The 25,389-nt window shown below is 64.5% G+C and carries 17 protein-coding genes; 5 read left to right on the forward strand and 12 right to left on the reverse strand.

What is annotated here, in order from left to right:
• Window positions 1-205 precede the first annotated feature (205 nt).
• Together MCB86_RS13835 and MCB86_RS13840 are read left to right on the forward strand one after the other, a co-directional pair.
• Complete coding sequence (locus tag MCB86_RS13835) at window positions 206-1,600, forward strand: DUF2868 domain-containing protein (protein WP_045164052.1); 1,395 nt, start codon at window positions 206-208, stop codon at window positions 1,598-1,600.
• Window positions 1,601-1,675: 75 nt separating this feature from the next.
• Entirely contained in the window at window positions 1,676-3,049 is a 1,374-nt protein-coding gene (locus MCB86_RS13840; RefSeq protein ID WP_045164053.1) for a GTPase/DUF3482 domain-containing protein, read from the forward strand.
• On the opposite strand, the gene MCB86_RS13845 is transcribed toward MCB86_RS13840, so the two are convergent.
• Window positions 3,046-3,966: a DMT family transporter gene (locus MCB86_RS13845; protein ID WP_239611263.1), complete on the reverse strand. Its 921-nt coding sequence runs from the start codon at window positions 3,964-3,966 to the stop codon at window positions 3,046-3,048. The two genes, MCB86_RS13840 and MCB86_RS13845, sit on opposite strands and share 4 nt — an antisense overlap.
• An 87-nt stretch (window positions 3,967-4,053) precedes the next feature.
• On the opposite strand from MCB86_RS13845, the gene MCB86_RS13850 reads away from it, so the two are divergent.
• Window positions 4,054-4,968, forward strand: coding sequence for a LysR family transcriptional regulator (locus tag MCB86_RS13850; protein WP_045164055.1), 915 nt, complete (start codon window positions 4,054-4,056; stop codon window positions 4,966-4,968).
• Window positions 4,969-5,023: 55 nt separating this feature from the next.
• Here the strand turns inward: MCB86_RS13850 and phoU are convergent, their stop codons facing one another.
• The 5 genes from phoU to MCB86_RS13875 form a co-directional block, all read right to left on the reverse strand.
• Window positions 5,024-5,746 carry a phosphate signaling complex protein PhoU gene (gene phoU, locus MCB86_RS13855; RefSeq protein WP_025243469.1) on the reverse strand — a complete coding sequence of 241 codons (723 nt, stop codon included), beginning with the start codon at window positions 5,744-5,746 and terminating at the stop codon, window positions 5,024-5,026.
• A gap of 185 nt (window positions 5,747-5,931) precedes the next feature.
• Window positions 5,932-6,762 carry a phosphate ABC transporter ATP-binding protein PstB gene (gene pstB / locus MCB86_RS13860; protein ID WP_045164056.1) on the reverse strand — a complete coding sequence of 277 codons (831 nt, stop codon included), beginning with the start codon at window positions 6,760-6,762 and terminating at the stop codon, window positions 5,932-5,934.
• Between the two features lie 94 nt (window positions 6,763-6,856).
• Window positions 6,857-8,527, reverse strand: a complete 1,671-nt coding sequence (pstA, locus tag MCB86_RS13865; RefSeq protein WP_045164057.1) for a phosphate ABC transporter permease PstA — start codon at window positions 8,525-8,527, stop codon at window positions 6,857-6,859.
• Window positions 8,528-8,598: 71 nt separating this feature from the next.
• The gene (locus tag MCB86_RS13870; RefSeq protein ID WP_045164058.1) at window positions 8,599-10,875 is read right to left on the reverse strand and encodes an ABC transporter permease subunit; all 2,277 of its coding nucleotides are present in this window, start codon (window positions 10,873-10,875) and stop codon (window positions 8,599-8,601) included.
• A 215-nt stretch (window positions 10,876-11,090) separates the two neighbouring features.
• Window positions 11,091-12,059: a phosphate ABC transporter substrate-binding protein PstS family protein gene (locus tag MCB86_RS13875; protein WP_045164059.1), complete on the reverse strand. Its 969-nt coding sequence runs from the start codon at window positions 12,057-12,059 to the stop codon at window positions 11,091-11,093.
• Between the two features lie 217 nt (window positions 12,060-12,276).
• Between MCB86_RS13875 and MCB86_RS13880 the strand changes: the two genes are divergently transcribed.
• Window positions 12,277-12,678: an acyl-CoA thioesterase gene (locus tag MCB86_RS13880; protein ID WP_045164060.1), complete on the forward strand. Its 402-nt coding sequence runs from the start codon at window positions 12,277-12,279 to the stop codon at window positions 12,676-12,678.
• A gap of 12 nt (window positions 12,679-12,690) precedes the next feature.
• On the opposite strand, the gene MCB86_RS13885 is transcribed toward MCB86_RS13880, so the two are convergent.
• On the reverse strand, window positions 12,691-13,890 hold the full coding sequence (locus MCB86_RS13885) for a diguanylate cyclase (protein ID WP_239611264.1): 1,200 nt from the start codon (window positions 13,888-13,890) through the stop codon (window positions 12,691-12,693).
• Window positions 13,891-14,052: 162 nt separating this feature from the next.
• Here MCB86_RS13885 and MCB86_RS13890 point away from each other — a divergent pair, with 162 nt between their 5' ends.
• The gene (locus MCB86_RS13890; RefSeq protein WP_196298704.1) at window positions 14,053-14,970 is read left to right on the forward strand and encodes an AEC family transporter; all 918 of its coding nucleotides are present in this window, start codon (window positions 14,053-14,055) and stop codon (window positions 14,968-14,970) included.
• Window positions 14,971-14,985: 15 nt separating this feature from the next.
• Here MCB86_RS13890 and MCB86_RS13895 read toward each other — a convergent pair whose 3' ends face one another.
• The 5 genes from MCB86_RS13895 to recC all read right to left on the reverse strand — a co-directional run bounded on the left by MCB86_RS13895 (window position 14,986) and on the right by recC (window position 25,195).
• Window positions 14,986-15,753: a transporter substrate-binding domain-containing protein gene (locus MCB86_RS13895; protein WP_045164062.1), complete on the reverse strand. Its 768-nt coding sequence runs from the start codon at window positions 15,751-15,753 to the stop codon at window positions 14,986-14,988.
• Window positions 15,754-15,837: 84 nt separating this feature from the next.
• Window positions 15,838-16,293 (reverse strand): hypothetical protein, encoded by a 456-nt coding sequence (locus MCB86_RS13900; RefSeq protein WP_239611265.1) that lies wholly within the window; start codon window positions 16,291-16,293, stop codon window positions 15,838-15,840.
• Between the two features lie 125 nt (window positions 16,294-16,418).
• Window positions 16,419-18,260, reverse strand: coding sequence for an exodeoxyribonuclease V subunit alpha (gene recD / locus MCB86_RS13905; protein WP_239611266.1), 1,842 nt, complete (start codon window positions 18,258-18,260; stop codon window positions 16,419-16,421).
• A gap of 120 nt (window positions 18,261-18,380) precedes the next feature.
• Window positions 18,381-21,929 (reverse strand): exodeoxyribonuclease V subunit beta, encoded by a 3,549-nt coding sequence (gene recB / locus MCB86_RS13910; protein ID WP_239611267.1) that lies wholly within the window; start codon window positions 21,927-21,929, stop codon window positions 18,381-18,383.
• A complete protein-coding gene (gene recC / locus MCB86_RS13915) occupies window positions 21,926-25,195 on the reverse strand; it encodes an exodeoxyribonuclease V subunit gamma (protein WP_239611595.1) in 3,270 nt (1,089 codons plus the stop codon). Before recC ends, recB begins: the two co-directional genes overlap by 4 nt.
• Between the last annotated feature and the right edge of the window lie 194 nt (window positions 25,196-25,389).

A 25,389-nucleotide genomic window follows, 5' to 3' on the forward strand; every position in this document is an offset into this window, starting at 1 on the left:
CCTTTTGAAGGTGCACAAGGCGGCGATCAAGCATGGCTTGGCGAATCGGCCTGTCCCTGGCAGATGGCGCGGCGAACCGCAGAGCGATCGGATGATCGGCGGCGGATGCTAGCAGAATCGGCACGTCGTGCCAGCGGGTCGGCCATTTCACCCTTCTGACCGGCAACGGTTATCCTCAGGACCGAATCCCTCTACGAGAAGCCGCGTGCCCCAACCTCCACTGTCGCCGCCGAATCCCCTCGACCGCCTCTGGCTGACCGAAGCCGTACGCCTGCGTGAAGAGCACGCCGGCCCGTTGGATGATGCCGAAGCCAATCGCCAGGCCCGCGCGCAGGGCGGCGAGCTAGCTAAGCTGGTTGAGTTCCGCGCGCTGTGGCTGGCGCGCCGTGACGGATTGATCGACGCCTTGCAGCACTGGCGCCAAGGCGCACGGCTGGCCGGCTTTGCGCTGGTCCTCCTGGCCCTGTTCACCGGGGCCGGGTTGGGACTGGCGGCGCTGGGTGATGGCGTGCGGCCGGTCAATGTGTTCTGGGCGTTGGGCAGTCTGCTCGGGCTGAATCTACTGACGTTGCTGGGTTGGTTGCTGGGATTCTTCTTCGCCGGCGATGCCGGCGGTGCACTGGGCCGCCTGTGGCTCTGGCTCAGTGAAAAGCTCGCCCGTGATGCCCGAGCGGTTCAGCTGGCGCCGGCCCTGCTGGCGGTGCTGGAACAACACCGCCTCGGCCGTTGGCTGCTGGGGCTTGGTGTACACGGTTTGTGGCTGCTGGCGATGTTCAGCGCGCTGCTGACCCTATTGGCGCTGCTGGCGACGCGACGTTATGGCTTCGTCTGGGAAACCACCATTCTCGGCGAAAGTACCTTCATCAGCCTGACCCAGGCGCTCGGCGCGCTGCCCGCGCTGCTGGGCTTCAGTGTGCCGGATGTCGAGCAGATCCGAGCCAGCGGTGCCTTGGCCGGCAGCGCCGAAACCGCCCGGCAAAGCTGGGCCGGCTGGCTGGTCGGCGTGGTGTTGGTCTACGGCCTGCTGCCGCGTCTGCTGCTGACGCTGCTTTGTCTGTGGCGCTGGCGGCGGGGTCGTGCGCAGCTGCGCCTGGACCTGCAATTGCCAGCCTACCGCCTGTTACGCGAACGTCTGCAGCCACCCAGCGAACGCCTCGGTGTCAACGATGCCGCTCCGGCCCAGCTGCATACGCCACACGCCGGCGAGCACCTGGATGGTAGCGAAGGTGCCGTGCTGGTAGCCATCGAGCTGGAGCCGAGCCACCCCTGGCCACCGAAGCTGCCAAGGTCGGTGGCTAACGCCGGCGTGCTGGACGACCGCGAGCAGCGCCGTCGCCTGCTGGAACAGTTGACCCGCTTCCCACCACAACGTCTAGCCATCGCCTGCGATCCGCGCCGCTCGCCCGATCGCGGCACCTTGGCACTGATCGGCGAGCTGAGCCGTTGTGCCGCACAAAGTCGCATCTGGCTGTTGCAGGCGCCCGCTGGCGAAGCGCTGGACAGTTATCGGCTGCAGGATTGGCACCAGGCGCTGGAGAGCCTTGGGTTGCCTCATTCGGGCAGCGCCCCCATGACCTGGTTGGAGACTGGCCATGATTGATGAGCTCGGCTCGATTCCGGCGGACGCCAGCCAGTGCGTCCATAGCTTCGTAAACACCAAGACGGAATTGCAGTCATGAGCGCGCCCCTGAAGCTCGCGCTGGTCGGCCACACCAATGTCGGCAAGACTTCGCTGCTGCGCACCCTCACACGTGATGTCAGCTTTGGTGAGGTCTCGCATCGGCCCAGCACCACCCGCCATGTCGAAGGCGCACGGCTCTCGGTGGATGGCGAACCGCTGCTGGAGCTCTACGACACGCCGGGCCTCGAAGACGCCATCGCCCTGCTCGACCATCTCGAACGCATCGAACGACCCGGCGAGCGCCTCGATGGTCCGGCGCGCACGGCCCGTTTTCTCGACGGCAGCGAGGCACGCCAGCGTTTCGAACAGGAAGCCAAGGTGCTACGCCAGCTATTGGCCAGCGATGCCGGCCTCTACGTCATCGATGCCCGCGAGCCGGTATTGGCCAAGTACAAGGACGAGCTGGCGGTGCTGGCCGGCTGTGGCAAACCGCTGCTGCCGGTACTCAACTTCGTCGCCCAGCCCGGTCACCGTGAAGAACAGTGGCGCGAAGCCCTGGCACGGCTGGGTCTGCATGCATTGGTGCGCTTCGACAGCGTGGCGCCGCCGATCGACGGCGAGCGTCGCTTGTACGAAAGCCTGGCGCTGCTGCTGGAGCAGTCGCGCCCGAAGTTACAGCGCCTGATCGACGACCATGAAGCCCAGGCCGCCGCACGACTGAGCGAGGGCAACCGATTGATCGCCGACTTGCTGGTGGATGTCGCTGCTTGCCGGCGCAGTGTCGCCGCTCAACCGGAACTCGAACGCGGCGCCATTCGTGAGCTGCACGATGCCGTGCGCGCCCGCGAGCAGCGTTGCGTCGAAACCATGTTGCGGTTGTATGGCTTCCGTCCGCAGGATGCAGCGGCCGCCGATCTGCCGCTGCTCGATGGTCGCTGGGGCGACGATCTGTTCAATCCGGAGACGCTCAAAGAACTCGGTGTAAAAATCGGTGGGGGTATGGCGGCCGGGGCGGCCGCAGGTGCCGGTGTCGACCTGATGGTCGGCGGCATCACTCTGGGCGCAGCGGCATTACTCGGTGCCATTGCCGGTGGCGGCGCGCAGACCGCTCGCCACTATGGCAATCGCCTGCTGGGCAAGCTCAGAGGCCAGCGCGAGCTGACCGTCGATGACGCCGTGCTGCGCCTGCTCGCCCTGCGCCAGCGACGGCTGCTGATCGCACTCGCCGCGCGCGGGCACGCCGCGATGGACGCGATCCGCGTCGATGCGCCGGACGATAAGGCGTGGCGCGAAGGCAAGCTACCTGAAGCGCTGCACCGTTGCCGCGCGCATCCGCAATGGTCCTCGCTCAATCCTGGCGCCCGCCTGGAGCAGGCCGAACGGCAGCAGCAACTGGCGGAACTGGTGACCAGTCTTCAACGAAGCTAGGCACTCGCCACAACGGCCGCGTCTGACACGCGCGGTTTGGGCCTAAGAGATGACCGCAAGGCACAAAACGTCGCCGCGATTATCAGCAATCCTCCGATCCAGCCCTGCAGCCCCAGCCGCTCACCGAGCCAGAGACCGGCGATAATCGCGCCGAACAGCGGCTCGGATCCCATCAGCAGCGATACCCGCGTCGCGCTGGTCCGACCCAGCGCCAGGTTTTGCACATAGAGTGCGAACAGCGTGGCGAAGCCCACCAGATACAAGGCCGCCGCCCAGAATGCCGGGCTTTGCGGCAAGGCCGGTAAGCCATCTGGCAGCGAGAAGCCCAGCACCAAGCAACCTGACGCCACCACACCGCTTTGCACCGCCGTCAACGCCAAGGGCGGAACCTCAAGACCGGCGGTCAGGCGTCGCGTCAGGCACACGAGTACGGCGCGCAACACCGCGGCTGCAAGCATCAGCCCATCACCCATATTGAGCGATATCGCCATGCCTCCGGTCAGCAACCAGACGCCGGTTAGCGACAGCGCGCAGGCGACGAACAACAGATTGCTCGGGCGCTGGCGCAGCATCGCCCACTCCACGAAAGGCGTGAACACCACGCACAGGCTGATGAGAAAGGCAGCGTTGCTGGCGCTGGTGAGCATCACGCCCCAGGTTTCGCAGAGAAAGATTCCCAGCATCACCAGCCCCAGCGGCAATCCCGGACGAATCGCCCGTCGCCCCCCGCCGCGCAGCTGCGGCAACAGCAGGAAGAACGTCAGGCCAAAGCGAATCGCCAGAAACCCCAGCACGGGATAGAACCACAGTGCCTGCTTGGCCACCGTGTAGCTGCTACCCCAGATGACCGCCACCAGCAACAGCATGGCATCGGCCAGCCAGAGGTTGCGTTGTACCACGCCGCGCCCGTTCTGCATGTGATCACCGTTTTATCTGAACGGGCCGATTGTCCATTGATACGCCGAGGACGATAATCCAGCGATTCGGCAAAGGACTTGTTCAGCATGAGAACAAATGACAAGACCGCGCTGCTCCCAGGTATGGCGGTGTTCGTGCGTGTGGTCGAAGCGGGAAGTTTCTCGGCGGCGGCGCGACAGCTCGGCAGTACCGCGTCGGCGGTGAGCCGTCAGATAGCACGGCTGGAGCAACAGCTGTCGTTGCGACTGCTGGAGCGCACCACCCGGCAGCTTCGGCTGAACGAGGCGGGCCGCGAATTCTATGCACATTGCCGAACGATGCTGGATGCTGCCGACCAGGCCCTGGCCATCGGTGAGCGGCTGATGAGCAGCCCACGCGGGCTGGTGCGCCTGAGCGTGCCCAAGGCCTACGGCAAGTTCGTCATCAGCCCGCTGATGCCGGGGTTTCTACGCCGCTACGTCGACGTCGACGTACAGCTGCAGATCAGCGACCAGAGCCCGGACCTGATCGACGATGGCTTCGACCTGCTGGTAAAGGTGACCGACCGTCCGCCGGAAGGGCTCGCCGGCAAGCCGCTCGGTCCGGTCCGGCAGCTGCTTTGCGCCAGCCCGACATACCTGACAATGCACGGCACGCCCCAGCATCCGCAGGAGCTGCTGAGACATAGCTGCCTGTATCTGGGCGAGCACGCTGGCGATAACCGCTGGCATTTCAGCGATGGTGCGCAGGAGGAAGTGGTGACGGTGCGTGGTCGCTACATCAGCAACCACAGTGAAGCGCGGCTCGAAGCAGCGCAGGCTGGTCTCGGTGTCACCGTCTTGCCACAGTTCACCGCCGCGCAAGCCCTGGCCGAGGGCCACCTGCGCGAAGTGTTGCCGCAATGGCGTTACACCGGATCGTATCAAGGCGCCGCCTGGTTGCTGTGGCGACCGAACCAGCGCCTGCCGCCGAAGCAGCGAGCGCTGATCGATTATCTCAGCGAGGCCTTGGCGTCGCGCTGACCGCTCGTCCGCCCTCTTATCGCACTGGCCCGCCGATTAGCCAACCCTCGGCAACTCAGTCGCGCTTGGCGACTTCTTCTGCCATGCGCGTCAGGCCCAGGTGGCGGACGTCAGTGCCACGCACCAGATAGATCACCATTTCAGCGATGTTGCGCGCATGGTCGCCGATCCGCTCCAGCGAGCGCAGCACCCAGATCACGCTGAGCACGCGCGAGATCGAGCGCGGGTCTTCCATCATGTAGGTGACCAGCTCACGTAGTGCGGTCTTGTATTCGCGATCGACAGTCTTGTCGTACTGCGCCACCGACAGAGCCAGCTCGGCGTCGAAGCGGGCAAAGGCATCGAGCGCTTCCTGCACCATTCGACGCACCTGATCGCCAATATGGCGGACCTCGACGTAGCCACGCGGCGACTCGCCGTCTTCGCAGAGTTCGATCGCCCGCCGGGCGATCTTGGTCGCCTCGTCGCCGATGCGCTCCAGATCGATCACTGACTTGGAGATGCTGATGATCAGCCGCAGATCGGATGCCGCCGGCTGGCGACGGGCGAGGATGCGGATGCATTCCTCGTCGATGTTGCGCTCCATCTGATTGATCTGGTCATCGACCTCGCGCACCTGCTGCGCCAGCCCGGAATCGGCTTCGATCAGCGCGGTAACCGCATCGTTGACCTGCTTTTCGACCAACCCGCCCATGGCCAGAAGGCGACTGCGCACCTCCTCCAACTCGGCGTTGAACTGTTGGGAAATGTGTTGGGTGTGGCTGTCTTTGCTGATCATGTTTTCGCTCCGAGGAGGCTGCCGCTAGGCGGCGCTGGTGCGCAGCGCACCGGTGTAAATTGATTCACCTGAATCCGTCTGGGCTTTGGCAGAGCGTGTCAGGCAAGGAGGCGGAACGCAGACAGTACGTTTTTGTACGGCAAGTTCCGCCGACGCCGCTTGGCGCGCTCTGACATAGCCAGGCCTCAACCGTAGCGGCCGGTGATGTAATCTTCTGTCTGCTTCTTGGCCGGATTGGTGAACAGGGTATCGGTGTCGCCATATTCGATCAGCTTGCCCATGTACATGAACGCGGTGTAGTCGGACACCCGCGCGGCCTGCTGCATGTTGTGGGTGACGATGACGATGGTGTACTTGGCCTTCAGTTCGTAGATCAGCTCTTCGACCTTCAACGAGGAGATCGGGTCAAGAGCCGAACTCGGTTCGTCGAGCAGCAGCACTTCGGGTTGTACGGCGATGGTGCGGGCAATGACCAGACGCTGTTGCTGACCACCGGAAAGACCGAGCGCCGACTCGTGCAGGCGATCCTTGACCTCATCCCACAATGCCGCGCCCTTGAGTGCCCATTCGACGGTTTCGTCGAGCACGCGCTTCTGCTTGATGCCCTGGATGCGCAGGCCGTAGACGACGTTTTCGTAGATGCTCTTGGGGAACGGGTTGGGCTTCTGGAACACCATGCCGACGCGGCGGCGCAGGTCGGCGACGTCCTCGCCCTTACGGTAGATGTTGGTGCCGTCGAGGTTGATCGCCCCTTCGATGCGGCAGCCGTCGACCAGGTCGTTCATGCGGTTGAAGCAGCGCAGCAGCGTCGACTTGCCGCAACCGGACGGGCCGATGAAGGCCGTCACCCGCTGGCGCGGAATGCTCATGCTGACGTTGTACAGCGCCTGCTTCTCGCCGTAATACAGGCTCAGGTCGGGCACTTCGATGGCCATCGCTTCGTTGGCCAGGTCCAGTGCGCGCTTGTCGCGACCCAGCGCAGAGATATCGATGGAATGGGTAGTTCGGGTTTGCATAAGGCTCACTCCGGGAGAGCTGGAAGCTGGAAGCTGAAAGCTGGAAGTCGAAGCGTGCTGCTTCTAGCTCCCAGCTTCTGGCTTTCAGCTGCTGTTAATGGTCGAGCGCTTTGTATTTTTCGCGCAGATGGTTACGAATGACGACTGCAGTGAGGTTCAGGACCGCAATCACCAGCACCAGCAGCAATGCGGTGGCGTAGACCAGCGGCCGCGCCGCCTCGACGTTGGGGCTCTGGAAGCCGACGTCGTAGATATGGAAGCCCAGGTGCATGATCTTCTGGTCGAGATGCAGGTAGGGGTAGTTACCATTGAGCGGCAGGCTCGGTGCGAGCTTGACCACACCGACCAGCATCAGCGGCGCCACTTCACCGGCCGCACGGGCCACGGCGAGAATCAGGCCGGTCATCATCGCCGGGCTGGCCATCGGCAGCACCACTTTCCACAATGTCTCCGACTTGGTCGCGCCGAGCGCCAGCGAGCCTTCGCGAAGAATTCGCGGAATACGCGCCAGACCTTCCTCGGTCGCGACGATCACCACCGGCAGGGTCAGGATCGCCAATGTCAACGACGCCCACATCAGACCCGGCGTACCGAACACCGGCGCCGGCGCCGCTTCGGGGTAGAAGATGCGGTCGAGCGAGCCACCCAGGACATAGACGAAGAAGCCCAGACCGAACACGCCGTAGACGATCGAGGGCACACCGGCGAGGTTGTTCACCGCGATGCGGATGATGCGGGTCAGCACGCCCTGCTTGGCATATTCGCGCAGGTAAACCGCGGCGATCACGCCGAACGGCGTCACGATCACCGCCATGATGATGGTCATCAGCACGGTGCCGAAGATCGCCGGGAAGATGCCGCCTTCGGTATTGGCTTCGCGCGGCTCGTCGCTGACGAATTCCCATACCTTGGCGGCATAGAAGCCCAGCTTGTCCAGCGTCGACATGGCGTTGGGACGATAGGCGCGGACGATCTTGCCCAGGCTGATCTCCTTTTCCTGACCGTCCATGGTGCGCATGGTGATGCTGTCGCGATTGAAACCTGTGTAGAGCGAGACCAGCTCGGTCTCGAGCGCCTTGTATTCGGCATCCCACCGCGCACGCTCGGCATCGAGCTCGGCCTGGGCGGCCGCATCGAGCTGATCGTCCAGCTCCAGCTTGCGGGTCTTCAGACGCAGGCGTTCGAGGCCATGGTTGATGCGACCGATGTCGACCTTCTCCAGCCTGGCGATATCAGCATGCAGCTCGTCGATGCGATCAATGCGCTTTTGCAGTTCTGGCCATGCTGCGTCGCCTTCGGCTACCAGCTGACCGCTTTCTTTGACGTTCAACAACTCGCCATAGAAGTTGCCCCACTCGCGGCGCTCCAGCGCCACCAGATCGGCCGGCTTACGCGGATTGCTCAGCCACTCGCCGACGACCCAGGAGAAGTCCGCGCCATAAACCTCGCGGTTGCCGACCTTGAGCAGTTCGCGCGTCATGAACTCGCCGCCCTCGACATCTACCGGGAGGCCACTGGCCGCCAGGCGCGCCCGTGGCACCTCTTCGGCCTGCACGATTTCACCGGCCATTACGCGTGGCTCGGCACCGGGGATCTGGTAGTCGCTGACGACGACGTCAGCTGGCCAGAAGTGCTCAAGGCCCCGCACGGCGATTACCGCCAGCAGGCCAAGGGTCATGATCACGGCGATGGAAACAGCACCGGCATTAATCCAGACCCAAGGGGTGCCGCTCTTGATCCAGGTTTTCAGCGAATCCTTTTTCACGGATCGATACCTTTTCGAAATCTTGTCGTAGCCGCAGCGGGCTGCGTCGGTGCCCGAAGGCGTGGTTCGTGTTACAGGCTGGCGTATTTACGACGCAGGCGCTGGCGGATCACCTCGGCCAGGGTGTTCATCACGAACGTGAACATCAGCAGCACCATCGCCGCGAGGAACAGTACGCGGTAGTGGGTACTGCCCACTTCCGACTCGGGCATTTCCACCGCCACGTTGGCCGCCAGCGTGCGCATGCCTTCGAAGATGTTCGCTTCCATGATGGGCGTGTTGCCGGTGGCCATCAGCACGATCATGGTCTCGCCCACGGCGCGGCCCATGCCGATCATCAGCGCAGAGAAAATGCCTGGACTGGCGGTGAGCAGCACCACGCGGATCAATGTCTGCCAAGGGGTTGCACCGAGCGCCAGTGAGCCCAGCGTCAGGCTGCGCGGCACGCTGAATACGGCGTCCTCGGCGATCGAGTAGATCGTCGGGATCACCGCGAAGCCCATGGCCAGCCCGATCACCAGAGCGTTGCGCTGATCGAAGGGAATGCCCATCTCGTTGGACAGCCACAGGCGCATGTCGCCGCCGAAGAACCAGTTCTCCAGGTAACCACTGACCGCCAGCGAGCCCCAGCCCACGAACAGGATCACCGGGATCAGCAGTACCGCTTCCCAGCCATCCGGAACGCTCAGGCGCAAGCCTTCGGGCATCCGGCTCCAAATCCAGCTGGCCAGCAGGATGCCGACGGGCATCAGCAACAAGAGACTGAAAATGCCGGGTAAGTGGTTTTCCAGATAGGGCGCCAGGAACAGGCCAGCAAAGAAGCCGAGGATCACCGTTGGCAAGGCTTCCATCAGCTCGATAACCGGCTTGACCTTGCGGCGCAGCGTGGGCGCCATGAAGTAGGCGGTGTAAAACGCGGCGCAGATAGCCAGCGGGGCTGCCAACAACATCGCGTAAAAGGCCGCCTTGAGGGTACCGAACGCCAGTGGCGAAAGGCTCAACTTGGGCTCGAAGTCACCAGTCGCAGAAGTCGACTGCCAGACGTAATCAGGCTCGGGGTAGCTTTCGTACCAGACCTTGCCCCACAGCGCGCTCCAAGAGATCTCCGGATGCGGATTGTCGATGACAAAACGCTGCAGCTGATCACCTGACTCCACCAACAGGCGGGTCGCACGGGGGGACATGGCGGCGACAGCGGCGCCGTCAGTGACCTGTTCGGTCAGCAGGGTACGATGGGCAGTGCTGTGGAAGATGCCCAAGGTGCCGGCGCTATCGAGCGCAAGAAAGCCCTTGCGACGCTCTTCGGGAAGAATCTGGGTGATCGGCTGGCCGTCCAGCTGAAAGTTGCGCACATTCTTCAGCTCGGCTTGACCATCGTTACCCCGAACCATGAACCACTGGCCAACGCCACCGACCGAATCGCCGACCATCAGCGAGATGCCACCGAGCAATGAAGCCACGGTGGTGATTTCGCCTTTGCCCGCGAGCAGCTTGTAGCGACCGTTGAGCTGCTTGCGACGCAGGTCGAATACGTCGACGCTGGAACGGCCACTCACCGCGAACAACCACATATGGCGTGGGTCGATGCGCAGGGCTTTGATCGGCTCCGACAGCTGAGGAAGCGCCATCCGCTCCTCTTCCAGGCTGATTTCGCCGGTCATCAAGTTTTCGCTGGAGGCTATTTTCAACGCATGCAGCGCGCCGTCTGTTGCGCCGGCGACCATCAGGGTCGAGCCGTTGAGACTGATGGCTGCGTGCTCGATGGGACGTCCTTGCGGGTCCAGGTTCAGCGGCTCTTTACCGAAGGGGTAGTCCAGCTGCGGCGTGATGGTTTTCTTGCCTTCCGGATAGCTGACTTTGTAATTGTGTTCGGCCACCAGCACCTGGCCGTTGCTCAGGCCCAGCACCATCCGACGGTTGCCGGGCGTGTCCTCCCCCACCGATACGATGTGGCTGTCGGCCGGCAGCGGTAGTTCGACCGTGCGCAGGGATTCGCCGGTTCTCACACTGAAAAAGCGCACCACGCCGTCGTCACCGAGGCGCAACGCGACCTGGTTCTGCTCTTCCATGGCCAGCAGCAGCGGCTTGCCGGCATCGGCCAACCAAGCCGGCTGCTGGGCATCGCGTGCGTCCAACTCGGCGCCCTGGAACATGGGCGTAACAACTTGAGCAAGATAGAAAAAGATCAGGCAGATCGCGCCGAGCACGGCGAGCCCGCCTATGGAGACATACCAACGCGCCAGGTTGTCTTTCAGCGCGCGTACGCGCCGCTTGCGTTGCAACGCAGGGGTGTTGAAGTCCAGCCGTTGCACATCGGAATTCGCGCTCATGGTCTCGATATCGTTCATGCGAAGGTCCTGGCCGCTCAGGCCGTTAAAACTGAACTGCTACGCCGCTATGGCGCGAGTCGTTTCCTGGCTTGATGGCCGGTCGGGCGCCTAATTTAATGCAGCTGTGTGACAGAAAAATTACAGCCAGGTGACGTGAAGACGCCCGCCAACGCGCGGGGCGTGGCGGGCGTCGCTGCAACTCGCGGCAAGCGCCGCGTGGCTGGCGTGATGTCTTAGTTCAGACCCAGCTCTTGCATGGTCTTGTCGACCACTTTCTTCGGCAGCGGGATGTAGCCGTCCTTGACCACAACTTCCTGCCCCTGCTTCGACAGCACAAGCTTGAGGAACTCGGCGTCGATCGGGCTCAGCGGCTTGTTCGGCGCCTTGTTGACGTAGACGTAGAAGAAGCGAGCCAGCGGGAACTTGCCAGCCAGAGCGTTCTCTTCGTTGGCTTCGAAAGCCTCGCCACCCTTGGACAGCGGTACAGCACGGACGCTGGAAGTCTTGTAGCCGATGCCCGAGTAACCGATGGCGTTCAGAGTGCTGGAGATCGACTGCACCACCGAAGCGGAGCCTGGCTGCTCGTTCACGTTGGACTTGAAGTCACCTTTACACAGGGCTTCTTCCTTGAAGTAACCGTAGGTGCCGGACACCGAGTTACGGCCGAACAGCTGGATCGGCTTGCCAGCCCACTCGCCGGTCAGACCCACGTCACCCCAGGTCTTGATGTCCTGCTCGCCACCGCACAGACGGGTGCTGGAGAAGATCGCGTCGACCTGCTCGATGTCCAGGCTCTTGATCGGGTTGTCCTTGTGGACGAATACGGCCAGGGCGTCGATAGCGACCGGCACTGCAGTCGGCTTGTAGCCGTACTTCTCTTCGAAGGCCTGGATTTCGTTGTCCTTCATTGGACGGCTCATCGGGCCGAGGTTGGCCGTGCCTTCGGTCAGCGCGGGCGGTGCGGTGGAGGAGCCAGCGGCCTGAATCTGGATGTTGACGTTCGGGTAGCTGCGCTTGAAGTCTTCAGCCCAGAGGGTCATCAGGTTGGCCAGGGAGTCGGAACCGACGCTGGATAGGTTGCCGGAAACGCCGGAGGTCTTCTCATAGGCCGGCAGTGCCGGATCAACCGCGGCCACTGCGTTGGCAGCGCCTACACCAGCGGCAACAAAGGTCAAGGCCGCCATCAAACGATTCAGTTTCATTCCATGCTCCTAGCAGGGGTGTGTCAGTGTTTGGAACGGGGGCCATTGTCTGCAGGCCGTGTGAACACTCTATGAACTGAATATGACAATCTGGTGACGATCAGGAACTTGTTTCGCTTCAGTCGCTGCGGCCACGCACAGCCGCTATACTCGGCCCGGCCCGCACTACCGTGGGCATTTCGCGCCAGAACAACAAACGCGCCGCGAGTCCAACCCGATGAAAGAATACGAACAGGAAGACCCAATCCCACAGGGCGATCTGGCCCTGCAGCTGACCGCCCTGCCGCGCGAAACCAATGGCTTCGGTGACATCTTCGGGGGTTGGCTGGTATCCCAGATGGATCTGGCCGGGACCGCCATGGCCAGCCGCGTGGCAGCCGGCCGCGTGGCCACGGTGTCCATCGACCGCATGGCGTTCATGGTGCCCGTGGCCGTGGGCGCGCAGCTGTCCTTCTATACCCAGACGTTGGAAATCGGGCGCAGCTCGATTCGCATGCTGGTGGAAGTCTGGAGCGATGACCCGCTGTCCAGTGAGTGGCGCAAAGTGACCGAGGCGGTATTCGTCTTCGTCGCCATCGACGGCAGCGGCCGCACCCGCCCGGTCACGCCGCGGCGCTGAATGGCGCAGCGCTCACTCCGCTGACAGAGCAGGGCTCAACGCGTAGCCATTCTTGCCGGCCTGCTTGGCTCGATACAGTGCGGCATCGGCCGCCTGATAGAGCTGTTCGGCGGTCTGCCCCGGCTGCCACATCGCGACGCCGATGGTGGTTGTGACGCAATTCCCCTGTGCCGATGCGGGATGGGGGATAGCACGTTCGGCGAGCGTCGACAGTATCTGTCCCGCAATGGCTTGCGCCGACGCAGCATCGCAATTGAGCAGAAGCACGGCGAATTCCTCGCCCCCAACCCGCGCCGCCAGATCCATTGGCCGTCGCGAGAAGCCATCCAACAAGGCACCGAAGTCTCGGATCAGCGCATCGCCGGCCGGATGGCCGAGGTTGTCGTTGTAGGCCTTGAAGTTATCCAGATCGAGCAGCAGCAGCGCTAGCGGCTGACGATCACGCCGTGCCTGCAACAGTGTCTGGTTGAGCGCGGTGTCGAAGCTGCGACGGTTGGCCAGCCCGGTCAGTGCGTCGTGCTGCGCAACCCAGCCGAGCAGCTTGCGCACCAGGAATTGTTCGCGCTGCGAGTATTCATGGACATAGCGACTGGTCGCCCCGATCACCAGCAGCAACAGGTAATAGCTGACCGAAATCCAGTGCACCTTCATCTCGAAGGGCGAAAGAATCATCGCAGCCATCAACACGTCGATCAGCACGATCAATGCCGCGCTGATCAAGGCCCGCCAGAAGGTGATTCCGAGAAAGAAGAACGAACAGACGATCAACAGCCCGGCGCCATAGCGGAACGACATTTCCGGCTGGAGCATCTCGTACTGGATATCGATGCGCGCAGCGATGATGCCGACCAGTACCAGCAGCACTGGAAATAGCCGATTGGCGATGATCCTGACCCGCTTGTGGAAGAGCGACATGGCCAGAATCCCGAGCCCGGGAAGCATCTCCAGCAGGCGCAGCAGCGTGAGCTCGAGCAGCCAGGCCGGATCGGACTGGGCAAAAAGATGCCGTTCGACATAGAGGTAGCCCGCAACCACCAACATCAGCAAGCAAGCACCTAGCCGTTGCGCCAGGCGCGCCTGATGATTCAGGTAGCGGCGAAATTCACGTTCCAGTTCAGGCACGAAGAACAGGAAGCGAAACCCCTGAAGCAGCTGCCTGCCATAGGGCGTATCCCGAAAATCTTCGGCAGACTGATGTTCTAGGCTTTGCATTGGCGTCGCTCATGTACTGGCGCAGCGATGATATCACTTAGACATCAGGCCGCCCGTTTTCCCGATGAACGTGCACGCAGGCGTCTGCCGTGGGCCTTTGCCACGCCCATCACTTGCCGGCGCCGCCGCTACGCTCCACTATCGGACCACCTGCATTGTTGGATGTATCGCGTGACTGCCCTTCTGCTCGCCCTCTGGCCCTTGTTTGCCCTGATCATCGCCGGCTATTTCCTGCGACTGCGAGACTTTCCCAACGAGTCCTTCTGGCCGGGTGCCGAACGGATCAACTACTTCGTGCTGTTCCCGGCGCTACTCTTCAGCAGTCTAGCTACCGCGCCGCTGGACAACCCGGCGCTACCGCGTCTGGCAGGCGCGGTCATGCTGGGGCTGGGCCTGGCATGGGCGGGGCTGCTACTGCTCAAGCGCGTGCGCGGCTGGCCGGCCGCGCGCTTTGGTGCCTTCGCCCAAGGCGCGCTGCGCTTCAATACTTATCTGGGGTTGGCTGCGGTGGGCAGCCTGTTCGGCAAGGAAGGGCTGGCACTGGCGGCGTTGATGCTGGCCTTGATGGTGCCCACCGTGAACGTGATGTCGGTATGGGCGTTGACCGCCGAACGTGGCGTCAGCGTGCGCTCGTTGTTGCTGCCGATCCTGAAGAATCCGCTGATTCTCGCCTGCCTGGCCGGCGCTCTGGTGAATCTCGCCGGAATGGGTTTGCCTGGCGGTACTGATCGTCTGCTTAACCTGCTCGCCGCCGCAAGCCTGCCGCTGGGGCTTCTGTGTGTCGGGGCCGCGCTGAAACCACGGGAACTCGGCGGCGAAATTCCCGCGCTCGGCTGGAACAGCGCCCTGCGCCTGCTGGCAGTGCCGCTGCTGGCCTTTGCCGTGGCCCACATCGTTCATCTGCCGACGATGGAAACCACCATTCTGGTGCTGTTCTTCGCCTTGCCTACAGCTCCAACCGCCTATGTCCTGACCCGCCAGCTCGGTGGCGATAGCCACCTGATGGCCGGCATCATCACCCTGCAGACGTTGCTCGCCGCCGCCAGCCTGCCGCTGGTGTTGACGCTACTGAATAGCTGAATCGAGCCCGTAGTTCTAGGGACCAGCGACCAGGGAGCGGCTCTCAGGCAATCGCTCCAGCAGACGCCGATACTCGCCGCTGGCGCGCAGGGCCGCCAGGCCCCGGTCGAACCGTTGGATCAACCGGTCAGCGCCCGCCTGGTTGCGCGGCACGATGAGGTGCATCGTCTGGTGACCGACAACCGTGTCGGAGACATGAAAGCTTGTTCGAGGCGCCGCCGTCGTTTGCAGTGCATAGTTGCCCAGATGCAGGTCGGCGAGAAATACATCATCACGACCGAGCAGCAGCAATTGGGCGCACTCACTCAGGCCTGGCGGCGAGTGCCGCTCCAGTACGCCCTGACGGACCAGCGTCTCAATGGCCGCGGGCAACTGCCACCCCAGCGGCAGGCATAGCCGCAACCCACCGGGACGATGCAGATTTTCCAGCTCAACGGAATCGCCCGCTCGGCTGAACAGGTGCTGCTCCGATACGTACAAAGGAGCCGAGTAGAGGAAATCCCGTTCCCGCTGCTCGGTGCGGATATATGGAAAGGTTGCGTCGTATTCGCCCCGCTGGGCCATCAGATAGCCCCGGTTCCACGGCTGCCAGGCGAGCGAAGAGGTTATACCGTCCAGCGCGAAGGCCGCCTGAACGACCTCCGATAGCATGCCGGCGCCCGCCAGCGATCTGCCGGTGAGTGGACCGTAATCATCGCCGGTGACCAGACGCACCTCTGCAGCATGAGCGCCCAGGCTGACCGCCAGGCTCAATAGCAATCCTCTGCTCCAATGTTCCTTCATTGCAAAATCCCAACGTCATCGGATGACCAGAACGCACCCTATCCCAATGCCGCTGTCGCAACCGCGGCGCACCGGAACAATCGTCTAACGGACCACCTGATCACGAGACAGGCGCAACAGCAGCGCAGCCAGACCAAGCCCGACAGCGACCAGAACCAGCATCGGTCCGAGGTAGCCAACCAAGTCCTGCAGCCAGATGAGCAACTGGCGGAACACCAACAGGCCGAGCCGCGTGCTCTGAGCATCCACGTCGACCCGATAACCGCCTTCTTCCCATACCTCGTAGGCCGCGCTCAGCGGCAATAGCGCTAAAGGCAGCAGAACCAGACACAGCCAGTAGCCACTGCGTCGTCGCGGCCCGAACAGTCCCCAGGGTCGGTAAGCGGCGCGGATCAGTTGGAAGAAGCACAGGCTGTAGTAGCCGATCAGAAACAACGCAAAAGCGCTGTCAACGGTCGGCTCCAGCCAGAGCCGGTGCAACACGGTGCCGCCGAGCGACATGCTCAGCAGGCCCCAGAGCAGAAAGAAGAAAATTTTCATTGCGCGTACGTGTCCGATGTTCGCAAGGGGCTCATCGAAACAGAATTCAGCCGCCGATACGCGCAACCACTTCACGAACCAACGGCATGAACGGCGCTCATGCCGGCTTCTTGCTGCGATACCGTTCAGAACAGGCTGAGCTGGTCGCCAGGCGGCTCAGGCATCGGTGGCTGGCGCGGCGCAGCCGCATCAGCCGTCCCCTGTTGCAGCAACCGGCTGGCCAGCCCAGCGGCGCGCTCGGCGCGGGTGCTGACCGCTTCTGTCAGACGTGCCGGCAACGCCCAGATTTCCACCTTGCGCTTGGCGCGGGTGATCCCGGTGTAAAACAACGAGCGTGTCAGCAGTGGACTAGGTTGCTCGGGCAGGGCCAACAGCACTTCTGTAAACTCCGAGCCCTGACTCTTATGCACGGTCATGGCGAAGGCGCTATCGTGACTTGGCAGCCTTGCCGGAGCGAAGGCGCGATAACCCTCGTCGCCTTCGAAGAACACCCGCAGCCCCTGCTCGGTTTTCAGACACAGGCCGATATCGCCGTTGAACAGGCCCAGCGCGTAGTCGTTCTGCCGGACCATCACCGCGCGGCCGGGATACCAGCGTTCGCGCGCCGGCACACCGAGGCGACGCTTGAAGCGCGTCTCCAACGCCTCGTTGATACCGGTCACGCCAAAGGCGCCTTCGCGCTGAGCGGTCAGGGCACGAAAGCCGTTGAAGGCCTCGAAGGCCGCTGCTGGGTCTGCCTGCCGTGCGGTCTGTAGGTAAGGTGAATAACCTTGTTCGAGTCGCTCGACCAGGGCGCCCGAGCTTGGCGTTGCATTCCAGGCCAGATCGACGCGGCCCTCCTGCAACAGCGCGACAGTGCCTTTCGCATCACCGCCATTGATTCGCCGCGCCAGCTCACCGATCCCGCTGTCGCCGGAGAAACGATGGCTGTGGGTCAGCAGGACCACCGCATCGCCAAGGCGCGAGCACGGCGTCTCGATGGGGACGTTCTGCCCGGTAATGCGTTGCAGATCGTCGGCGGCTTGGGCATCGAAACCGCGCCCTTCACAGAGTTCGGCGAACACCGCACCGGCTTCCACGGCGGCCAATTGGTCCTTGTCGCCGAGCAGAATCAGCCGTGCCTTGGGCGGCAGCGCGGCGACCAGCTTGGCCATCAGCGCCAGATCAACCATGGACGCCTCGTCCACCACCAGCACGTCCAGCGCCAGCGGGTTGGCTGCGTCATGCCGCACCTTGGGGCTATCGCCGCGGCTGCCGAGCAGACGATGCAGCGTACGCGCCTCGTCCGGCAGGGCTTCTTTGACGACATCACTGACCGGCAGATCGGCCTTGGCGTTGCGGATCGCTTCGGCCATGCGCGCGGCGGCCTTGCCGGTGGGTGCGGCGAGGCCGATGGCCAGACGTTCGCCGTCGGGCTGTTCCAGCAGTGCCGCCAGCAGCCGCACAACGGTGGTGGTCTTTCCGGTTCCAGGGCCGCCGGAGATCACCGCCAGGCGCCGGCGCACCGCCTGCGCCGCGGCCAGACGCTGCCAATCGGGGCTCTGCTGATTGAAGGCGAACAAGCGCGCCAGACTGTCGCTCAGTTGTCTTTCATCCACCGCCGGCGCGTCCGCCGCGCGGGCCAGCAGCTGTTCGGCCAGTTGCTGTTCGTATGCCTGATAGCGGGACAGATAGAGCCGGTTGCCGGCCAGGGTGAGCGGCGCGTAGTCGCCCGGAGCGCCGATCAGCGAGGAGGCCTCCAGCTGCGCTTGCCAGGTCGAAAGCGGCGGCAGGATTAAATCCTGATCCGGCCATGGGCGTTTACCCGCCAACCGTTCAAGCAGCAGGCAGACATCGCCATTGGCCAGCGCCTCACAGCACAGTGCCGCGGCGACCAGCACCTCATCTGGCGTCTGCGGTTCGAGGCGCTGCAAGCTCGCAACGAACGCACGCTCCAGCGGGCCAAGCGGCAGATCAGCGAAGGTCATCGGACGCTCCTAAAAAATAATGACCAAAGGGCCGTGCAGGCCGATTCGCGGTCAAGACCGCTCCCACAAAGGCCTGCCCGCCCCGCCAGCCGTGGGAGCGGTCTCGACCGCGAATGGCACTCATCGCCCGTCCTCGAACAAGCGATCCAGCGCATCGAGCAACGCGTCATCGGGTCTTGCGAAATAAACGCCCGCCTCGGGCATCCCGCGCAGGAACAGGTAGAAGGCCCCGCCCAGCTGCTCGTCTTGAAAATCGGCCAGGCGCTGGCGCAGGAAGCGGCGCAAAGCAACCAGGTAGATCAGGTATTGCAGGTAGTAGTGCTCGCCGGCCAGGGCCTGCAGCAGGCGCTCACCACCGTAGTAGCTGGCGTCCGGGCCGAGCCAGTTGGATTTGTAGTCGGCGATGTACCAGCGGCCGTCGTGCTCGAAGGTCAGGTCGATAAAGCCCTTGAGAAAGCCCTTGAGGCTGTCGAACTCCAGCCGTGCGGCCGCATCGCGCAACGGTTCGGCAAGGCCGTTGGACGGGTCGACCAATAGGCTGCGCAACCGTGCCACATCCAGGTCCAGTACCGGGAAGGTGAAGCCCAGTTCCGGCAGGCGTCTGGCCGATTGCAACGCGGCGAGTGTCAGGCCGGCACCATCCATGTCGGTCTCGAGCACCTTTTGCAGATGCGCCGTGGCAATCTCCTTCCAATCCAGCGGCAGGCCATAGGCCTGCAACGCGGGTTCGACCAGCTCCGGCAGCTCGCCTTTTCCGCGCGCCCAATCTTCAAGGATGGCGTGCAGGCAGGTCCCGGCACGGGCGCCGCGGGGGAAGGCGAAGAAGCCATTGCCCGGCTCACCGGCATCGGGGATGGCCAGGGCGTCGCGGTCCGGCGCTTCCATGTGCATTCCGGCGGCCAGGCCGGAGAAGCTGCCGATTCGCCAGGCGCTGTGCAGGCTACGATTGAGCTGCGACAGCTGCTCAGGCGCCGCCGCACGACCGGGCCCTTGGGCACTGGCTTCGCGCGGTTCAAGCGGCAGGCAGGCCAGATGACCATCGCTCTGCTGGACCAGCCGCTCGATGGCCAGACGCAGGCCGCCGCCATCGAGCTCGGCCAGATGCTGGCCCAGTTCGCTCAGCGGTTGCTCGCCAGGGAGGTCGCGGCCGTGAAGGAGCCAGGCCAGGGCGCTGCTGTGCAGGCCTTCATCGGCCAGGCTGCCGTCCTTCTTCGGCTTGCACAGACACACCGGGCCCCAGTGCAACAAGAGCCTGTCGCGGGCGCGGGTCAGGGCGACGTAGGCCAGGCGCAACTGCTCGGCGAAGACCTCCTGGCGGGCACGTTCGAGGTTTTCGTCCAGTTCGTCACTGCCCAGATCCAACAAGGGCTGGCCGCTGCCATCGTGGCAGCGGGCGCTGTCACGGTTCTTGCCGAGCAGTTTGCCGTCCCAGAGGAACGGGCAGAACACCAGCGGGTATTCCAGGCCCTTGCTGGTGTGAATGGTGACGATCTGCACCCGCTCGGCATCGCTTTCCAGGCGCAGCAAGGCTTCCTCCCCGACGCCTTCGCTACCGCGCTGGGCATTGAACCAGGCGAGCAGCGGTTCCAGCCCTGGCCGCAGCAGGCTTTCGGCCTGCAACAGTTCGCCGAGGTGCAGGAGGTTGGTCAGCCGGCGTTCACCATCGACCCGCCCCAGCAGCCGTTCGGCCACCGCTTGCTCATCGAGCCAAGCACGGAACACGCGCATGAAGCCCTGTTGCTGCCATAGCTGGTGGTAGCGCTCGGCGGCTTCGCGTTCGGCATCCCACTGCTGCTGATCATCTTGGCAACGGGCGAGATCGGCCGCGCTGCGCCCCAACAGGCGCGTGGCCAGGGCATAGCGCAGCAGCCCTTCGCGCCCGGGCTCGGCGTACGCGGCGAGCACCGCGGCCAGCTCACCCGCCTCTTCGCTACGCCAGACACTGTCACGCCCACGGCGCACACTGGGCACGCCGCGCGCGGCCAGCTCATCGGCGATCATCCCGGCCTGGCGGTGGTTGGCCACCAGCACAGCAATATCGCCACCTTTCAACGGCGTGAACACGCCGTTTATGTCGAAACCGGCGCGGCCCTCAGCGGCGCCTGCCAGTTGCAGGGCGATACGCCGTGCGGTGTCGCTCGCGGCCAGCTGCGCGGCTTCGCCCTTGCCCAGCGAATCGTCGCCGAGCCAGACCAGCGACAGCGGCGCCGCCTCGCCCTCCTCCACCAGACGCAAGCTGGCACGCGGCCTTTCGGCGGCACCCACCGGTGGGTATTGGAGATCGCGTTGAGCGAACGGCTGCGGATGGTCGAACAACCGATTCAGCGCGGCAATCAGCTCCGGCGTCGAGCGGTAGTTGGTGGGCAGGTTGAAGGGCTGGCGATCGGCTTGCTGCTTGGCGGTCATGTAGGTCGCCAGGTCCGCGCCGCGGAATGCATAGATCGCCTGCTTGGGGTCGCCGACGAAACACAACGACGCCTCGCTGGCCTTGGCATAGATGCGATTGAAGATGGCGTACTGGATCGGGTCGGTGTCCTGGAATTCGTCGATCAGCGCCAACGGGTAGGTGGCGCGCAACGAGGCCGCCAGGTCCTCACCGACCGGGCCTTGCAGTGCCTGATCCAGACGATTGAGCAGATCGTCGAAGGCCAGCAGCCGCTGCGCCGCCTTGCGTTCGGGCAGCTCGCGGTTAAGTCGTTCCAGCAGCGCGACCTGCAGCGCGATCAACCGCTGCTTACCCGCTGGCAGCGCCTCGGCAATTTGATCAACCAGTTCGTCCAGCGCATGGGCCAATTCGCAGACGGGCGCATCATGGCCCTTCTTGCAGGCCTTGCTCAGTGCGCGGACGCCGAATTTGGCGGCGCCCTCGGGCAGGTCGAACATCACTGCCGGATCGGCGAAATAGGCGTCCAGCTCTGCTTGCCAAGGCGCAAACTTGATGCTTTTGTGCGTGCTCTGGCTGAGCCCGCCATGGGCCAGCAGCTCGGCGATCCAGGCGGTGCCCGCTTCTTGCCACAGCGCTGCGGCGCGCTGCCAGGCGGCTTCGACAGGACGCAGATCGGCGGCAATCGGCGCGCCCTGCGGCTCGACCCGCAGATAGGGCTTGCCCAGATGACTGCGCAGCCGTTGGCGCAACCACAGCGGCGTGATGCGGCTCTTGGCCAGGAAACGCGCCCAGGCCGGATCGGCATCGGCCAACTCGCTGCGCCAGGCGTCGGCGAGCAGCGCATCGATGATCTCGCGGTCATCGGCGGTCAGCTCGCTGTCGAAATCGCCACCGGCCTCGAAGGCCGCGTCCTGCAGGGCGCGCTGGCAGAAGCCGTGGATGGTGAAAATCGCCGCCTCGTCGAAGCCGTGCACCGCCAGCAGCAGGCGCCGCCGCGAGGCTTCGTCCGGGTAGCGTGCATGGAGCCGATTGAGAAAGTCGTCATCGCTCGGCGTGCCGTCATATACCGCCAAGAGATCGGCCAGGCGCGCGCGGATGCGTTCACGCAGCTCGGCGGTGGCGGCAGTGGTGTAGGTCACGACGAGGATCTGCCCCACCGACAGCTGCCCCTCCAGCAGCAGGCGGGCATAGAGCGCGGTAAGGGTCCAGGTCTTGCCGGTGCCGGCGCTGGCCTCGATCAGCGAGCGACCGTCGAAGGGCGAATCGAGCAGGTCGAGTTTCATGCTTCCTCCTCTTCTTCAGCCAGAGCATCCAGCGCGGGACCGATCAGCTGTTCGGCCAGCACCTCGAAGCGTTCGTCCAGCGGGTCGCGGTCCCGAAAGGCCAACGCATTCCAGGGGTCTTCAGCTTCGGCGGCGATGGGGCTGAACTCCGCACCCAGCCAGGCTTCGCGGGCGCGTTTGCGGGCGCAGTCCAGCGGCTCGCTGCCGCGGCTCGGTTTGCGGTAGCCCCTGGCGAAGGCATGGCTGCTGCGCGGCAGCAATGGCAGCGGCTCGCGGATCGCGCAACGATAGGCCGCCAGCCAGGGCTCCAGCAGCTCGGCCGCATTGGCCAGCGGCCCGAGCTGCCAGTCACCAGCGGGCGATAGCATAAGACTGTTGCGCTCGATGCCGGGCGTGGCTGATAGATTGAGCAGCAAATGGCGCAGCCAGAACGGCGGCAGATCCCATTCGCCAAGGCGGCCGAGCTTCCAGCCGAACAGTCCGGCCGGGGTAACGCCGTCGAGCCAGCCATGCACGCGCACCCCCGCCAGGGTGATGTCCACCGCCAGCGGCTCGGGCGCCGCGTCCGGACGCAGCTCGAACAGCCGGGGCGCAAAGGCACGCACCGGCCCGCGCAGCTTGCCCCACAGCGCCTGTCCCAATTCACCCGTCGGCAGCCAGCCTGCCGCGCAAGCCATGCGGCGTTCGTCCTCATCGCTCCAGCCGTGTTCCATCGCCTGCAAGGACAAGCGCCGCAGGCCGTTCCAGGCCGGCATTTCCAGGTCGAACGGCTCGTCGCTGGCGAGCGACTCCTGGGCATCGGCCAGACGCAAACCCAGGCGCTGCTCCAACAGGAAGCGCGCCGGGTGGCGGAAGCACTGCAACAGCTGCGAGGGTTCGATAGTCAGCCAGGCCTCATCCGGTTCGGCGAGCAGGCTGGCGAACGGTTGCGGCTGGGCCTGCGGCGGTTCGGCGAGGCGCTGGGCGGCGAGGAACCAGGGCAGCGAGTAACCGGCGCAGGGCACGTGGCCGAAATTGCGCGGCGAGAACGGCTGCAACGGGTGGGCGACCAGGATCTTCTGGCTGGCGGATCGCGATTCGTCGGCCAGCACGGCGGTCATGTCCACCGCTTCGAGCACTTCGCTGAGCAGCACCGAGGGCGGCAGCACGGCGTTGTCACGCGGGTCGCGACCAACATAGGACAGGTACAGCGCCTCACGCGCCGAGAGCAACGTTTCGAGTAGCAGGTAGCGGTCGTCCAGGCGTCGGGCGCGATCGCCCCGCCGCGGGTGACGACCAATCAGGTCGAAGCCCGACGGCGGCGTGCGCCGTGGAAAGGCGCCATCGTCCAGGCCGAGCAGGCAGACCACGCGGAACGGCAGGCTGCGCATCGGCACCATGGTACAGAAAGTCACCGCACCGGTTAGAAAGCCCGAGGCGCCGCCGCCTTGCTGCAGCGCCGCGCTAAGCTGCTGATGCACCAGCTCCAGCTCGATGGGTCGGGTCAGGTCGGCGGCCTGGGCCTGGTCACGCAGCGCCGCGCAGGCCTGGGACAACAGCAGCAAGCTATCGCCGGCTTCGCGCTCGTCGAACAGGGTGTCGATCAGCACCTGTAAATCATCCGCCCATTCGGCCAGCGGACGCGGCCGGGCCAGCTGATCGGCCAGCATGCCGAGGCGCTCGACGAACTCCACCACCCGTCCCAGCAACTGCGCACGAGCGCCTTCCAGGGCATCCAGCGGCCAGTGTTCACCGAGCAGCGGCGCGTCGTCGCCCGCCAGCTGCGGCGGCGCGGCGAAACCCAGCAGCAGGCGGTCCAGCCCTTGGCGCCAGGTGAACGCTGATTCGTACGGCAGGCCCAAGCGAGCGCGCTGGCCACCGTCGCGGCCCCAGCGCACCCCGGCTTCACGCAGCCAATCGCGTAGCAACGGCAGGTCCTCGCTTTCGATGCCGGCGCGGCGGGCAATCGCCGGCTGCTCCAGCCAAGCGAGGATTTCCTCGGCGGCGAAGCGACTTTGGGCCAGCATCAGCAATTCGAGGAAGGCCTCGATCAGCGGCATCTCGGCTCGCAGGCTGCGGTCGGCCAGGCTGTAGGGAATCCGCGGGCTGCCCTCGCGCGGGGCGAACACCGCCTCGATGAAGGGCGCGTAACGCTCGATATCGGGGGTCAGCACCACCACCTGATCCGGCGTCAGCGCCGGGTCGGCGGCGAAGCGTGCCAGCAGCTGGTCGTGGAGGATTTCCACCTCACGCAGCGGCGAGTGGGCGATATGCACCTCCAGCGAACGGTCGTTCTCGGCCAGGGTGATCCGCTCATCGGGCAGGCGGGTGCGCAGGCGCAGGATGTCGTTCTGCAAGGCATGCAGCAGGCTGTCATCGTGCAGGTCTTCGTCTTCGGAATACAGGCCGAACTCCTGGCTGCCTTCGCTGGCAGTCAGACTGAACAGGGAATCGAAGAAGTCGCGGCCCTGTTTACCCAGGCTGGCCAGCAGCGGATGGCCGACGTCCAGATACCAATCGTCTGCTCCGCTCTCCGGTTGCCGGGCCAATTCCCGGATGTCACGAATCTCGCCCCAGGCCTCACGGCTCGGGTTGAGCGCGCAGACCACCACGTCGATATGCCGCGCCAGGCCGTCGAGCACGCGAAGATGGTGTGGCGGCAGGCTGCTGATGCCGAACACCAGCAGACGCTCGGGCAGGCCGGGCAAGGGCTCGTCGCGGTACAGACGTTGCAGCAGATCGCCGAGCAGGCGCGCGCGGTGCGGGTGGCCGTCCTTGGTCAGTTCGCGCCAGAGCAGCGCCTGCCAGGCTTCGTCGGGGCCGAGGTCGAGGGTTTCGCCGCGTTCCCAGGTCGCCAGCCAGTCATCGCGATAGAGCAGGTACTGGTCGAAGACGTCGGCGATCTTCGCCGCGAGGGACCGGCGCCGGCGCTCGTCGCCGCCATCGAGGTACTGCGCCAGGCGCGGCGCGAGTTCGAGATTGACCGGCTCGCAGAGCCAGCCGTAGAGGCGCCAGGTCAGGGTCGTGGGGGAGAACGCCGATTGCTCCGGCAGGCTGCCCAACACGGTGCGGCTCAAGTCCCAGACGAATTTCGCCGGCAGTTGCATCTCCAGCTGCATGGCAATGCCCTGCTTGCGCGCCAGCTCCAGCGTCAGCCAGCGGCCCATGCCCTGGCTCGGCACCACCACCCGCGCCGGGGCGAAGGGGTCGGCGAGTGGCTGGGCGAGCAGGCGCGTGGCCAGTTCGCCGAGGGTTTCCAGATCGGGGGCGTGGTAGAGGCTGAGCATGGCGGCGGCTTCGACGGAATCAGCGGCCAAGGGTAGCAAGTTCCGCTCGCGCCGCGGGCGGTGTCGCAGATGGCCGGTGCGACGTTTTTCCCTACGCCTTTCGCAGGTAATCAACGGTCCTTGTGATCAATATCAATTCCCTCACGGCAAATAGGATATTTCCTTGCAGGCAGTCCCTCATGCACCTCTGCACC

The sequence above is a fragment of the Pseudomonas sp. KSR10 genome, from assembly GCF_022355455.1.
In the GTDB taxonomy this organism is placed as follows: domain Bacteria; phylum Pseudomonadota; class Gammaproteobacteria; order Pseudomonadales; family Pseudomonadaceae; genus Stutzerimonas; species Stutzerimonas stutzeri_E.